The sequence below is a fragment of the Bordetella sp. genome, from assembly GCF_057362025.1.
On sequence record NZ_JBMQQZ010000015.1, the window covers coordinates 155176 to 169202 of the forward strand.

Genomic DNA, 14027 nt, shown 5'->3' on the forward strand with positions numbered 1-14027 from the left:
CCGATGGAAGGCGTACACGTACGACATACATGACAGGCATAGGCGTACGTCATACACGAAAGAAACAAGGCAAAGACATACACCATGAGCACTTCCGATTTGAATACCACCCTGGTCGTCGTCGGCGCCGGCATGGCCGGCTATGCGGCCGCGCTGCAGGCCGCGCAGGACGGGCACGAAGTCATCCTGCTGGAGAAACTGTCCGAAACCGGCGGCTCGTCGGCGATGTCGGGTGGCTGCCTGGCCTTTGCCGGTACCGATCTGCAACGCGCCAATGGCGTCGAGGACACCAGCGAGCTGCTGTACAAAGACCTGCGCGAAGTCGGCAAGTTCGAAAACGATGACGGTCTGGTGCGGGCCTACGTCGACAACCAGCTCGACACGTACGAGTGGATGAAGCAGGCCGGCGTGCAGTTCGGCCCGCATATCGAGACCTCGTCGGGCCAGTCCGTGCCGCGCGTGCATAACGTGGACCCCGCCGACGCGGTGCGGGCGCTGGCGGCTGCCGCCAAGCGCACCGGCCGCGTCCAACTCCTGACCGACACCCGCGCCTTGCGCCTGATCCGCGCGGACCAGGACGGCCGGGTGCTTGGTGTAACGGCCGAGCGCGGGGGCGTGGTCTTCAAGGTGCTGGGCAGCAGCGGCGTGGTCCTGGCCAGCGGCGGCTTCGTCCAGAACGCCGCCCTGATACACCGCTATGCGCCTCAGTACAACGAGGAAACGGCAGTCTTCATCGGCGGCGCCGGCAATACGGGCGACGGCTTGAAGATGGCCCAGCAACTGGGCGCCGACTGCCGCGACATGATCTACATTAAGGGCACCTACGGCAAGCATCCTACCGACGAGACCAACCACCACAGCCTGCTGGCCGTGTACAAGGGCGCCATCGCCGTCAACCAGGACGGCAAGCGCTACGTCGACGAGTCGATTTCCTACAAGCTGCTGGGCGATGCCTGCATTCAGCAGCCGTATGGCGCCACGTTCCAGATCTTCGATCAGCCCATCTTCGACAGCGGCGACAACCAGACGCGTATCCTGGACATCGAGCGCCGCCACGAGGAAGGCCTGGTTATCCAGGCCGACACGCTGGAAGACCTGGCGGCGGCGATCGAAGTGCCCGCCGACGTGCTGGTCGATACCGTCAAGACCTACAACCGCTATGTCGACGAGGGCAAGGACCTGGATTTCGGCCGCGCCCACCTGGTGCACCAGCACGGCAAGCTGGCGAAGATCGAGACCGGCCCGTACTACGCCTACCCGTCCACCGCCGCGGTGTACGGTACCTATTGCGGCCTATGCGTGGATGTTGCCATGCGCGTGCTGGACGTCTATGGCGAGCCGTTGGCCGGTTTGTACGCGGCGGGCGAAGTGGTCGGCGGCCTGCATGGAGCGGCTTACATGACCGGCTCCGCGCTGGGCAAGGCAGCCATCTTCGGCCGCATCGCCGCGCGTACCGCGCTGGCCGCGTGAGGCGGAAACAGCCATGCATGTTGCCGTACTCCTCGCCGGCGTGGCCGATCCCCGCAAACCGCTGCCCAAGCCCGCCTCGGGCGATTGGCGCGAGTTGCCCGGGGCTGCATCCGTGTCGTACAAGCTGAGCCCGTTCGACGAGGCCGCGCTGGAGATCGCGCTCAAGCTGCGCGATCAGGGCGCGGCCACCCGCGTAACGGTACTGGTCACCGATGGCGCGCAGGACATCGTGCTGATGCGGTCCATCGCAGCGCTCAAGCCTGATCGCGTCCAGGGCCTGTGTCCGCCCGCCGCGCAACGCGGCAATCCTGCCTGGCTTGCCCGCCATGCGCCGCCGCTGCTGCGCGAGGACGGCGCCAGCCCGGCGCTGATCCTCATCGGCCGAGAGCATGGGGATCTGGACGATGGTATGACGCCGCCCTACCTGGCACAGGCCTGGGGCCTGCCTTACGTGGGCCTGGCCTTGCAGGTCCGGCCGCGCGCCAACGCCGGCTGGACCCTGCTGCGCAGCGGCGCGCGGCAAGACGAAATGCTGGACTTGCCTGCCCCCGCCATGGCCAGCATCAGCAACGACAAGAGCAACCGCCTGCGCCATCCGCTCATGAAGAACGTAGCGTTGGCCAAGCAGTCCCAATTCGACCAGGCCGCGCCGGATGCCAGCCTGCCCGCCCCGGCCGCCAAGCTGGTCCAGGCCGCACCGGCCGAACCGGCATCGCGCGGCGCCCAGGATTGCCGGATGTTCGGCGGGTCGGTGGAAGAACAGGCGGCCGCGCTCGCCGCTTACCTGCGCGCTCCCGCGCGTGCCCATTGAGTGATGCCTGCCATGTCCCTGTCCTTTTCCCTACTGGCCCTGATTCCCGGCTGCGACACGGCTCCTGCGGCGGGCCGCGCCCTCATGGATTACCTGCGAGGCCTGGCCGACCGCCGTGGCGCCGGTGCCCATGCCGTGCTGGCCGGGCCGGCGGCGGCGCGTGCAGCAGCGCTGGCCAGCGCCGAGGCCGCAGGCATGGACCACGCCTGGTTCATCCCGACACCTGCCGAAGAGTTGCAGGTACCTCAATATGTCGACCTGTACGCCAACGCCTTGCAGGCCGAAGGCCTGGCGGTCCTGCTGCCGCGGTCCCTGATGCTGATGGCGGCACAGCCCGATAACGAAGCCTGCGCGGGCGCCCTGGCCGCCCGCCTTGCGGCCCAGCCTCTGGGGCGTTGCACCGATCTCGATTTCGATGGGCAAGGGATCCTGCATGCGCGCCGGGGCGCCTATGGCAATCGGCTCGCCGTTACCCTGGCCTGCGACGGCACGACGATCGCCGTCGTGCGGCCCAGGACGGGCGCCGTGGCGACTGCGCCCGCGGCGACTACACAACGCGAGACGGCGGCGGGCGACGCGCCGGCGTCAGCTGTAGCGACTGCGCCGGCTGCATCCCCCGGCAAGACGGTCATCCATGATCTCGACGGCCTGCCACCGCCCTGCGCCGCATATCCGCTTGCGCGCGTACCGCGCAACGAACCGCACGCCGCGCTCGAAGGCGCGCGCATCGTGGTGTCGGGGGGACGCGGCATGGGCAGCGACACGGCCTTCCGCCTCCTTTACGACCTGGCGGCGCGGCTGGGCGGCGCGGTCGGCGCCAGTCTGCCGGCCGTGGACGCCGGCTGGGCGCCGGTGACGCGCCAGGTCGGCATCTCCGGCAAGTATGTCGGCCCCGACATCTATCTGGCCATCGGCATCTCCGGTACGCCCCAGCACCTGGCCGGCATCGACCCCCAGACGCGCATCGTGGCCATCAACAAGAATGCCGAAGCCAACATTTTCAACGTCGCCGAAGCCGGCGCCGTTGCCGAATGGCAAACGCTGCTGCCAGCCCTGCTCGCGGCATTGGATCTTCCCGCTGGCGCCTGAGATTCCGATATCGTCAAGCGTCCCCCCAGAGAACACTCATAACGACACGGAGACCAACCATGAACCCCCGCCTTCCCGCCGCGCTTGTCGGCAAACTGCCCCCTCCCCGCCAAACCTTGCGCAGGCTCGCGGCGTCCCTGGCCTTCCTGTCACTCGTGGCAGCGGCCCCCGCCACGGCCGCGGACGGCTTCCCCAACAAACCCATACGCCTGGTCGTGGGCTACCCGCCCGGGGGCTCCAACGACATCGCGGCGCGCATCATCGCGCCCGAACTGGGCCAGGCTTTGGGCGTCTCCGTCGTGGTCGAGAATCGCGCGGGTGCCAGCGGCGTCATCGGCGCTGACCATGTGGCCAAGTCCGAGCCCGACGGGTACACGCTGCTGCTCTCCAGCATCAGCCCCATCGTGCTGGCCCCGCAGACCATGAAGGTGCCGCCCTTCAACGCCCCCAAGGCGTTCAAGGCCGTGAACATGATGGCTCTCACGCCCGAAGCCATCGCCGTGGGTCCCAAGGTGACGGGCGTCAAGACTTTGAAGGAACTGCTGGACCGCGCGAAGACGCAGCAAATCACCCTGTCCTCGTCGGGCACCGGCGGCCTGCCCCACCTGACCATCGAGCTCCTGCGCAAGGTCCAGCCCAATATCGTGCATGTCCCCTACAAGGGCGCGGGGCCGGCCGTCACCGACACCCTGGGCGCGCACGTCGACGGCATCGTCATGGATCTGCCGCCTCTCTATAGCCTCATCAAGGAAAAGCGCCTGACGCCGCTGGCCGTCACCAGCGAGAAGCGCGTGGCCTTCCTGTCCGACGTGCCCACGGCGCAGGAGTTCCTGCCGGGCTTCAACGTGGAGAACTGGGTCGGCATCTTCGCACCCGCGGGCACACCGGATGCCGTCGTAGCGAAGCTGGATAACGCGCTGCGCGAAGCCGTCAACCGGCCCAGGGTAAAGGCCTCTCTGGCGGATGCCGCCATGGCGCCGGCCGTAATGGAGACGCCACAGGACTTCCAGAAGCGGCTGGCCGATGACTATGCGCGCTGGGGCAAGGTCATCAAGGACGCCGGCGTCGAGTTGACGAACTGACGGAGAGAGGCCCCCGCCCGCGACACCATGCGGGGGGCGCATACCGCTATCCGGCGCGCCCCGAGAACTGATCTTCCCGATACTCGCGCGCGCCCAGCGCCTGCCGGGCATGAGCCTCCATGGCAGGCGTGGGCTTCGCGTATAGCTGCCGACGGCTGATATCCAGGCACCCTGCCGCGCGCGCCCGCGCGAAGAAGGCCGCGTGATGGAACAGCACGCCCAGGGCATCCAACACGACCGCGCCCTCCACCTCCCGCAGCCGGTGGCGCACCAGAAACTCATTGAGCACTCCATCGCCGGGAATGATTACCTCCGCCCCCTGGGCCAGCGCGGTCCGGACGGCGTCGACAAAGCGGTCGCGGATGGACCCGGCGGCGGCCTCGTCCTCCAGGTCGAACAGGTTGACCGCCGGACTCATGGCCACCACGCCCGACAGACGTCCCGACACGCCATATTGCGCCGCCAGGTCCTCGGTCTGCATCTTCTGGAAAGGCGTCAAGGCGATCATGCCGACCCTGCGCCCCAGCGAGCAGGCCGTCAGCAGGCAGCTCTCGGTCAGGCTGACCACGGGGATGTCGACCAGGGAACGCGCTTCGGTCATCCCCGGATCGAAGAAACACCCCAGCGCGAAGGCGTCGTAGCCGGCCGCCTGGGCGGCCAGCGCCGCCTCGCAGACCTGGCGGGCGTTGAGCATGCGCATGCCCGCGCAGGCGTTGACGCTCATGGGCGCCACGGCGGGAGGATAGGTACCGGGCCGCAAGCCGTGCACGACGACCTGCGCCTGTGCGCCCATCACCGCATCGGCATGCGCCTGGAGGGTGTCGCGGTAGCGCGGAAACACTAGCAGATCGGTGAAGCTCTGGTGCCAGATTTTCACGGCCTTTCCTTCCGTTCGCGCTCAGGGATGGGCAAAGACCACGGCTTCGCTGTTCTCGTTCTTGCAGAAGCGGGCGATGCTGCCGACAGAGTTGGCGTGCTCCTGGGCGCTGTGCGCGGCGCAGAGGTCTTCCAGCAAGATCATTTCGTAGTCGCGGTCATGGCCGTCACGCGCCGTCGCCTGTACGACGGCCTGCGTGGACACGCCCGAGAAATAGATGCGCTGGATGTTCTGGGCGCGCAGCTGTGCCTCCAGCGTGGTCGAGTAGAAGGGGCTGACGCGGTGCTTGACGACCTGGATGTCGCCAGCTTTCTGCTCCAACTCGGGATGGATCTCGGTGCCCCAGGCGCCCAGCTTGAACAAGCCGTGCTGCGGCGCGGCCGAGAACACCTGCGAACCTTGCGGGCATTCCGGATAGCATTCAGAAAAGCCGACGCGCACGAACCCGACGGCGATGCCGGCGGCGCGCGCACGGGCAATCGCCTTGGCCGTCCTGGCGATCACTTGGCGCTCGCGCACCTGCTCGCCCAACGGGCTCTTGCCGTTGGGACCGTCGGCATGGACCAGATCATTCTGCATGTCGAGGACCAGGAAAAGGGATCGGGGTTGTTGCATGGTTGATCTACCTTCTGTTTGAGAGTGAGTAATCAGGTTGAATAAAGAACGTTCAATCGCACCAGATGCCGCCGTTGACGTCCAGTATCTCGCCCGTGATGAAACCGGATTGCGGGGCCGCCAGGAATAGCACGGCCGCGGCGACTTCCTCGGCCGCGCCCATGCGTCCCATGGGGATCAGATCGCGCAGGGCCTGCGGAAACTGGGTGGTCATGGCCGACGCAACGGGGCCGGGCGCCACGGCGTTGACGGTAATGCCGGCCGTGGCGAGCTCCTTGGCCAGGAAGGCCGTCATGATGTGCACGCCGGCCTTCGATGCACCATAAGCCACATTGCTGGCCCGGTCCAGTTCGCGCGGATCCAGCCACGGCCGCGGGTTGCCGCCGTTCTTGCCGATGACGGAGCCCAGGTTGACGATGCGGCCGCCACCCGCGCGTTTCATATGCGGGATGGCGGCCTGGCAGCACAGGAACGTGCCCTTGAGATTAATGTCGATGACACGGTCCCATTCGGCCTCGGCCAGGGTTTCCGCACTGCCCATGGACACGATGCCGGCCACGTTCACCAGGATATCCAGGCGTCCCCGACGCGCCACGGCGTCGTCCATGCAGCGCACGACGTCCTCCCGTCGTCTGACGTCCAGCGGCACGGCCTGGATGCCGGGCGTGGCCGGCTCGAAGGCCACACGGTCGGCGGCCACCACCTGCGCGCCATGGGCCGCCAGGGCCTCGCTGACGGCCCGGCCTATGCCACCCGCCCCGCCCGTCACCAGGGCGACACGGCCCGCGTAAAGTTCATTGCCGTACATAATGTGCATCCGTCATTCCTCGCAAGCCAGCTGGAACGCCGCCCTCAGGCGGCCTTCCATGACATAGTTCCAAAGGACGCCGGCCTGGGCGGGCCGGCCTGCGTATCGCAGGCAGTCCTCGAATTTCTTTCGCACCAGCGCCTCATCCACGCGCAGGTCCTGCGCCTGGAACCGCGTCTGCCAGACCTCCACCCCGTTTTCCATCAGCGCCAGCTGCGCCTGCGGATGCCCAGGGTTGTCCGGCAGACCGTCTTGCAGCTCGATGCGCGCTGCGACGGCCAGGACCGCCTGATCGGACAGTACGTCGCTCGAAAAACCCTGCAGCGTCGGCGCGCCATGCACCAGAACATAAGCCGTCATGAAAGGAATGCTGTATTTGGCGTCCTGCAGCGTCGCGGGGCAGCGGCGCTGCGCCAAGGGACGGCACAGCCGTCCCGATGAGGGATTGACCGCCACCCGGACTTGCGCGTCGGGATGCGCGACACTGGCCTCGCGCGCCGCCATCGCCACCGCAACATAGGGATGCGAGAGGCGGCAGCTGGGCCAGGGCTTGATATCGACGTCACGTGCATGCCACGTCGAGAAATCGAGCAACATGGCGCGCTGCCGCGTGGACAAGGCGCCCGCAAGATAGAGCCGGAACAGGCCGGCGGCGCCGTCCATGGAGCCCGCCGGTCCCGTCACGCCAGCGCGCGCCAGCAGGGCGGCCTGCAGCCCCCCCTGCGCCGCGAATGCCGGATAGATGCCGCGCGCCGTGGCGCCCGTGCCGAAGCCGGCCTCCTTGCCCCCCGCGAGTTGCATATAGGCCAGGCCCAGGGTGGACACCAGCTGGCGCTGGTCCAGGCCCAGCACCAGGCCCGCCGCCATGCCGGCAGCCAGATAACCGAACAACTGGGTCAAGAACCACTCCGCGCCCGGGCCTTCGCCCTGCGGCGCGCAGGTCACGCCCAGCCGGCACATCAATTCATTGCCCAGCGCCACCGCGTCGACCACCGTCTCGTCCGTGGCGTCGGCCAGCTCGGCGGCGGCCATAGCCGCCGGCAACACGCAGGTGCTGGGGTGCAGGCGGCCGACGTCGTGGATGTCGTCGTAATCGAGGATGTGGATCAACGAGGAATTGATGAAGGCGGCCGCCAGCGGCGCGGCACGGCCGCCGCCAAACAGGCCGCTGGCGCCCGTGCCGTGCCCGGCCTGCAAGCCCGCGATGACTTGGCCGCCCAGTTCGCCGCGGCGCGCCGCCAGGGCGATGCCCAGCGAGTCCGCGATATGCAGGCGCGTCTTGGCGCGCAGATCCGTGGGCACGCCGGCCTGGCGCGCCCGCAAGAACACCCGCGCCAGGTCGCTGCTCAGCGCGACTGGCGCGGCGGCCAGTGATACGGAGAAGTCGGCTGTCATGGGCGGCCTCTTCTATATGCGTGTGTCGGCGATATGGTTGGCGGACCGGCGCCCGAAGACGAGCCCCTTGAGCACCGACGTGGCCCCTGTGTAGTTGGTGTAGTAGGTACCGACGATCTCGCCGGCCGCGTACAGGTTCTTCATCGGATTGCCGTCGGTATCGAGCACCTGCCCGGCCGGATTGATCTTCAGCCCGCCAAAGGTAAACACGTTCGACGAAATGATGGGATACGCCATGTACGGCCCTTGCTCGATTCGGCGCGACCAGTTGGACTTCATGGGCGTCAATCCCTGCGTGGCCAGGCCGTCGAGCTCCAGCGGCTTGAAGCCGGCTTCGGTCGGGCAGGCTGCGTTGTAGCGTTCCACGGTGGCTTCCAGCGCGCCCTCGGGCAAACCGATCCTGGCCGCCAGCGCCGCCAGCGTGTCGCCCTCGATAGCCGGCTGGTCGGTACGGATGGCCAGGCGATAGTTGGGCACGTCCTTCACGCGTTGGTCCAGGATGACCCACGCGATGCCCTGCTCCTGTTCGTAGATGCGGCGGGTGACACGCTCGTAGTAGGCGTCCACGGTACCCGGCGCTTCGTCGGTGAAACGCTGGCCCGCTTTGTTGACGAGCACGCCGTAAGGAAAGATGAAGACCGACGGTTCGGACACCCCGGAACGCGGATCGACCGGTTCGGCGTGGTAGCTGCCGAATTCCCCGCTGGGCGCCGCACCGGCATCGAAAGCCATTTCTATGCCTTCGCCGCGATTGAAGTACCCGCCCTTGCAGACCGGACGCAGATACACGGAGCGCGGACCGATGTACTTGGCCATAAGCGCGGAGTTGCCCTCGAAGCCGCCGCACGCCAGCACCACCGCGCCCTTCAGACGCCGGCCGCCCTCCTGCGCATGATGCGCGAGCAGCCCCTGCACGGTGCCGGTGTCGTCGACCAGCAGGCGCCGCGCGGTGGTGTGGTACAGAAAGGTCACGCCCAGGCTCTCCGCCTTGACGGCCAGGGCCTCCACCAGCGCTTCGCCGCCGCCCACGGGCAGCAGGCGCGGTTGCGTCTTGGTCAGGAACTGCGTGGGCAAGAAATCGAACTTCACCCCCATGTCCTGCAGCCACGCGATGGTCTCGGGAACGTGGTCGGCGAAGCAGCTGATCAACTCGGGATCCAGCACCGAGAGCGTGCGCGCGGCATGCGACCACGATTCCCGCCCCTGTCCCATCTCCGCCTCGAAATCCGGGTCCATGTAGACGCCGGCATTCTCGGCCAGGTGCGTCTCGAAATCGTCGGAGACCTGGTCGATGGCCTTCATCCGCAGGTAGGCCTCGGTATAGCGGCTCTGGCCGCCGCGTTCCTCGCGGCTCGCACGTTCGAGCACCGCCACCGTCAAGCCGCGCTCGGCCGCTGCCACGGCCGCCGACAGCCCCGCCACGCCGCAACCGGCCACCACGACATCGAATTCACGTTCCATGCTCTCCATCCTCAGGATAATAGGTAGACACCTGCGCCGTCTGCGTCGGCGCTACACTCGATAGAGTAGGATGCAGCCTGCGCGCGTGTTAGCCCCCGGCGGCTAATGCGTGATTAGAAAAAATCGAAAGGAGACACATGGACAAGCTATGGGCCATGGAGGTGTTCGTGCGCGTGATGGAGTGCGGCAGCCTCTCGCGCGCTGCCGAATCGCTGGACCTCGCCAACGCCACGGTCACCACCAGCCTGCGCAACCTGGAGGCGCATCTGGGTACGACACTGATCCAACGCAGTTCGCGGCATCTGCACCTGACGGAGGAGGGGCGGATCTTCCTACCGCATTGCCAGGAAATCCTGCGCAGCGTGGCCCGCGCCGAGACTGACGTGAAGCGGCAAGGCAGCGACATCGCCGGCTCCCTGCGTGTCGAAGCGCCCTTTGCCATCGGCCAGAATCTGTTGTGCCCGGCCCTGGTGGCGCTGACGCGCCGCCATCCTGGCCTTTCGGTTTCCGTGACCCTGACCAACGACCCGCACAATTTGATCGAGCGCGCCACTGACGTGGCCATCCGCATGGACAGGGTCGAAGATGCGGACCTCGTGGGCCGTCCTATCTACGAGGCCCAGTACATCGTTTGCGGTACACCGGAAACCGTAGGGGCCATGCGTGCGGCCACGCCGCGCGATCTCGATCCGGCCCGCTGCCTGGGCCTGTTCGCCGAGGGCAACCATACGCCCAATCCCTGGCGCTTCGCCAAGAATGGCGACGAGGCGGTCGTGTACCCAGGCGGCCCGCTCAGCTTCAACAATACGGCAGCGCTGATCCAGGCCGCCTTGCAGAACGTGGGCCTGATCTACGTCCTGGATGTCTTCGTCAGCGACTTCATCAAGCGCGGCGAGCTGGTCGAGCTGTTCCCCGACTGGCAGACCAGCAAGCGCACTTTCCACGCCGTGACGGTGAAGTCGCGTTTCGCGGCGCCCAAGGTGCGCGCCTTCATCGACTTCCTGCTGGAGATCTTCGACGCGCGGCGCCGCCCCAGCGTCACGACGATGGTTGCAGTCGGTCCAGACCGTAGAAAGAAAAAACCTCACTGACTCGGTCGGCTTCGGGCTGCTTGTGGAAATAGCCCTTGCGGCTGGTCTTGATGCCGCACTTGGTGCGCAGGTCGTGCATGGTCTCGGCCTGCTTGACCCAGGCCGCCAGCGAATCGAGGATGGGCACGCCATCCACTTCAACCACCCCGTTCTGCGCCAGCAGCACGTTCATGGGCGCCTCGCCCGGGATGATGACGTCGGCACCCTGTGCGATCAGCTTGCGCGCTGCCATTTTGAATCGCTCGATCAGCTCGCCGGCATCGTCGAACGCCTTCAGCACGTCGTTGAAGGCGAAGCCTACCGGCACCGCGCCAGCGAAGCGGGACTCCAGCCCGTGGTTGCGGGCGTTCTCGGCGATCAGTTCGTTCATGTCGTCGATGAACAGCAGCACCCCGAACTTGCGGCCCAGCATGCAGGCCGTCAGCATGGCCGATTCGCCGTAGCCGATCACGGGGATGTCGACCAGGCTGCGGATCTCGCGCAAGGCGGGTTCGGGCAGCGTGCTGATTGCGTAGACGTCGTAGCCTTCCTCCCGGGCCTGCACCGCGGCGGCCATGAATTGCAGCGCGTGCACATACTGGAAGGCCACGTGGCGGATGTCGGTACCAGGATAATTGCTGCGGTAGGTGCCGACCTGCATCCCGTGCATGTCGATCTGCGTATCGGGTCGCGCCACCTTGGCAAAGTGCCGCTTCAGCGCGTCGCTGTAGGGCCCGAGGTCGCTGAGGACGGTAAAGCTTTGATGCCAGATTTTCATATATCGCTGCTTGAAACAGGGTTGTTGATCTATCCACCCGCCGGACAGGTCCATGCCCCCGCGGGTCAATCCACCTTGACGTGGGCCTCGTCTACGACCTTGGCCCACTTTTTCACTTCCGACCTGAAGAACGTATCGAATTCCTTGGGGCTTGTGCCCATGGGATCGCAGCCGACGGCCTCCAGTGCTGCGCGCACTTCGGGCGCCTGCGTGGCCTGGGCAGCCGTATCGCTGAGCTTCTGGATAACCGCAGGCGGCGTGCCGGCCGGGGCGAAGAGGCCAAACCACGCCGTGGCGTCATAGCCGGGCACGCCGGCTTCGGCCACGGTCGGAATGTCGGGCGCCGCGCGCGAGCGCGTCTTGGTCGTGACCGCCAGGGCGCGCAGCTTGCCACCCTTGACCAGGGGCAGGGTCGTAACGATGTTGTCGAACGTCAGCGGGACCTGCCCGCCCAGCACGTCGGCCATGGCCGGCGCCGCGCCGCGATAGGGCACGTGCTGCATGTTGATGCCGGCCTGGCTTTTGAACAGCTCCGCGAACAGGTGGGCGCCCGACCCGTTGCCCGCACTCGCGAAGTAGATCGGCTTGTCGGAAGGCTTCTTGGCGGCTGCGATCAGGTCCGCCACGGAGTGGTAGGGCGTGCTCGGATTGACTACCAGCAGGAAGGGTGTGGAAGCGACTTGCGCCACGGGGATGAGATCCTTCAGCGGGTCGTAGCTAAGCTTGGGATACAGGCTGGGATTGACCGCCAGCGAGATGGTGCCGAACAGCACCGTATAGCCGTCCGGCGCCGCCTTGGCGACGTAGTCCGAGCCGATATTGCTGGCCGCCCCAGCCTTGTTCTCGATGATTATGGGCTGGTTCAGCAAAGCCCCCATCTTGGCGGCGATGGCGCGCGCGGCCACATCCGACGCTCCCCCCGCTGGAAAGCCCACGACCAGGCGTATGGGCTTGTTCGGATAGGCGGCGGCCTGCGCCGCGCCGGCCAGCCCCAGGGAGGCCAGCAAGCCGCTGGCAAGCAAGGTCTTCAGGTGCTTCAAGGTCGTCTCCTGCATGGGCCCTCGGATAGGCCTCGTCATGGTCCTGGTTTTACCGTTGGTGTGCGGGCCATTTTGCCCTTGCCTCGCCGATCGGAGAACGCGAAGAAGCCGAAGGGCCGATTCACTTATCTTGAATGCTGGAACACCACGGATGCCCGGTCGACATGCGTTCCTTTCGGATTTATTGAATGGCGCATTCGCCGCCCGACGCTATCGCGGTTGCCTGCGCGCGAGCAAGAATCACCGCACAACGAATACGATCATCGGGAGACTATGATGAACCAGCGCTTGCGCGCCGCCATGGCCGTCATGGCCTTGTCCCTGGGCAGTCTCGCCACGCCACGGCCGGCCATGGCCGCCGCAGAGTACCCTTCCAAGCCCATACGGCTGGTGGTGCCGTGGGCGCCCGGCGGAAGCACCGACATCCTGGCCCGCAGCACCGCCGAACGCCTGACCAAGGCGCTGAAGCAGCCCATCATCGTCGACAACCGTCCGGGCGCCAGCGGCAATATCGGCGCCGACATCGTGGCGCGCGCCACGCCCGACGGTTATACGCTGCTGTTCACCAGCACCAATCTCACGCTGAACCCGGCGGTCATCCCGCAGACGCCCTACGACCCCGTCAGAAACTTCACCGGCGTGACCATGGTGGCCTTCGCGCCCATGATGCTGGTGACCAAGGCTGGCTTCGCCGACGACAACCTTGCAGGCCTGATCGCCTACGGCAAGGCACATCCCGGGGTGCTGAACTTTTCCAGCAGCGGCGCGGGTGGCGCCCCCCACCTGGCCGGCGAAATGTTCAAGCAAGCGACGAAACTCGACATCACCCATGTGCCCTACACCGGCGCCGCGCCCGCGCTAACGGACGTGCTTTCGGGCCAGGTGCAGATGACATTCACCACCTACATCTCGGCGCAGGGCCTGTTGTCGTCAGGCCAGCTCAAGGCGCTGGGCGTCGCCAGCAAGGACCGCCTGCCCGTGCTGCCCGACGTGCCCACCTTCGCCGAGCAGGGGCTGAACATCGAGATCGGCACCATGTTCGGCCTGCTCGCGCCAGCCGGCACACCGCGTCCGGTCGTGGACAAGCTGTACGGCGTCATCAAGCAGGCCGCCGCCGATACCGCCTTCCGGGAAAAGATCACGCAGCAGGGAGGAACCGTGGTCGCGGACGATCCCGACCACTACAACGCCTACCTGCGCGAGGACGTCGCCAAGTGGGCGGCACTGGTCAAGAAGATAGGCGGGGTGTCGACCCACTGAGACAGGCGCGAAAACAGCTTGTACCTGCGCATGACGACGATCGGAATGGATAGGCGCGGCATTCAAAATGCCCCCATGGCGCCAACGCAATCCCGAAGAACAAAAAGGCCAACCCCGAAGGATTGGCCTAAATGCTTGAATTTACTGGTGGGCTGTGAGTGGCTCGAACACTCGACCTACGGATTAAGAGTCCGCTGCTCTACCAACTGAGCTAACAGCCCGATTTGCGCGATCCGAGGCTTGCGGGATATCCCGCGCAATCCTCGATACG

13 protein-coding genes and 1 tRNA gene are annotated in these 14027 nt (G+C 66.5%); 6 read left to right on the forward strand and 8 right to left on the reverse strand.

Features of this window, described 5'->3' with window-relative positions; genetic code table 11:
* The first annotated feature begins 84 nt into the window (after positions 1 to 84).
* From ACO1P8_RS05275 to ACO1P8_RS05290, 4 genes are read left to right on the forward strand one after another with little or no spacing between them, the layout of a single operon-like run.
* The gene (locus ACO1P8_RS05275) at positions 85 to 1470 is read left to right on the forward strand and encodes an FAD-dependent oxidoreductase (RefSeq protein ID WP_486294856.1); all 1386 of its coding nucleotides are present in this window, start codon (positions 85 to 87) and stop codon (positions 1468 to 1470) included.
* Positions 1471 to 1483: 13 nt separating this feature from the next.
* The gene (locus ACO1P8_RS05280) at positions 1484 to 2281 is read left to right on the forward strand and encodes a hypothetical protein (protein ID WP_486294857.1); all 798 of its coding nucleotides are present in this window, start codon (positions 1484 to 1486) and stop codon (positions 2279 to 2281) included.
* A gap of 12 nt (positions 2282 to 2293) precedes the next feature.
* Entirely contained in the window at positions 2294 to 3370 is a 1077-nt protein-coding gene (locus ACO1P8_RS05285; protein WP_486294858.1) for an electron transfer flavoprotein subunit alpha/FixB family protein, read from the forward strand.
* 59 nt (positions 3371 to 3429) lie between these two features.
* Positions 3430 to 4452, forward strand: a complete 1023-nt coding sequence (locus tag ACO1P8_RS05290) for a Bug family tripartite tricarboxylate transporter substrate binding protein (protein WP_486294859.1) — start codon at positions 3430 to 3432, stop codon at positions 4450 to 4452.
* Between the two features lie 46 nt (positions 4453 to 4498).
* On the opposite strand, the gene ACO1P8_RS05295 is transcribed toward ACO1P8_RS05290, so the two are convergent.
* The 5 genes from ACO1P8_RS05295 to ACO1P8_RS05315 are packed head-to-tail and all read right to left on the reverse strand — an operon-like array spanning position 4499 to position 9608.
* Positions 4499 to 5329 carry an aspartate/glutamate racemase family protein gene (locus ACO1P8_RS05295; RefSeq protein WP_486294860.1) on the reverse strand — a complete coding sequence of 277 codons (831 nt, stop codon included), beginning with the start codon at positions 5327 to 5329 and terminating at the stop codon, positions 4499 to 4501.
* 21 nt (positions 5330 to 5350) lie between these two features.
* The gene (locus tag ACO1P8_RS05300) at positions 5351 to 5944 is read right to left on the reverse strand and encodes a cysteine hydrolase family protein (RefSeq protein WP_486294861.1); all 594 of its coding nucleotides are present in this window, start codon (positions 5942 to 5944) and stop codon (positions 5351 to 5353) included.
* Between the two features lie 52 nt (positions 5945 to 5996).
* Entirely contained in the window at positions 5997 to 6761 is a 765-nt protein-coding gene (locus tag ACO1P8_RS05305; RefSeq protein ID WP_486294862.1) for an SDR family NAD(P)-dependent oxidoreductase, read from the reverse strand.
* Positions 6762 to 6764: 3 nt separating this feature from the next.
* Positions 6765 to 8147, reverse strand: a complete 1383-nt coding sequence (locus ACO1P8_RS05310) for an MmgE/PrpD family protein (protein ID WP_486294863.1) — start codon at positions 8145 to 8147, stop codon at positions 6765 to 6767.
* A gap of 12 nt (positions 8148 to 8159) precedes the next feature.
* Positions 8160 to 9608, reverse strand: coding sequence for an FAD-dependent oxidoreductase (locus ACO1P8_RS05315; protein ID WP_486294864.1), 1449 nt, complete (start codon positions 9606 to 9608; stop codon positions 8160 to 8162).
* Between the two features lie 137 nt (positions 9609 to 9745).
* Between ACO1P8_RS05315 and ACO1P8_RS05320 the strand changes: the two genes are divergently transcribed.
* Positions 9746 to 10699: a LysR family transcriptional regulator gene (locus ACO1P8_RS05320; protein WP_486294865.1), complete on the forward strand. Its 954-nt coding sequence runs from the start codon at positions 9746 to 9748 to the stop codon at positions 10697 to 10699.
* Here the strand turns inward: ACO1P8_RS05320 and ACO1P8_RS05325 are convergent.
* Both ACO1P8_RS05325 and ACO1P8_RS05330 read right to left on the reverse strand, forming a co-directional pair.
* Positions 10647 to 11456: an aspartate/glutamate racemase family protein gene (locus ACO1P8_RS05325; protein WP_486294866.1), complete on the reverse strand. Its 810-nt coding sequence runs from the start codon at positions 11454 to 11456 to the stop codon at positions 10647 to 10649. The two genes, ACO1P8_RS05320 and ACO1P8_RS05325, sit on opposite strands and share 53 nt — an antisense overlap.
* Before the next feature lie 65 nt (positions 11457 to 11521).
* On the reverse strand, positions 11522 to 12496 hold the full coding sequence (locus ACO1P8_RS05330) for a tripartite tricarboxylate transporter substrate binding protein (protein ID WP_486294867.1): 975 nt from the start codon (positions 12494 to 12496) through the stop codon (positions 11522 to 11524).
* A gap of 276 nt (positions 12497 to 12772) precedes the next feature.
* Here ACO1P8_RS05330 and ACO1P8_RS05335 point away from each other — a divergent pair, with 276 nt between their 5' ends.
* Complete coding sequence (locus ACO1P8_RS05335; protein ID WP_486294868.1) at positions 12773 to 13756, forward strand: Bug family tripartite tricarboxylate transporter substrate binding protein; 984 nt, start codon at positions 12773 to 12775, stop codon at positions 13754 to 13756.
* A 145-nt stretch (positions 13757 to 13901) separates the two neighbouring features.
* Here the strand turns inward: ACO1P8_RS05335 and ACO1P8_RS05340 are convergent.
* A tRNA-Lys gene (locus ACO1P8_RS05340) sits at positions 13902 to 13977 on the reverse strand.
* Positions 13978 to 14027 lie beyond the last annotated feature (50 nt).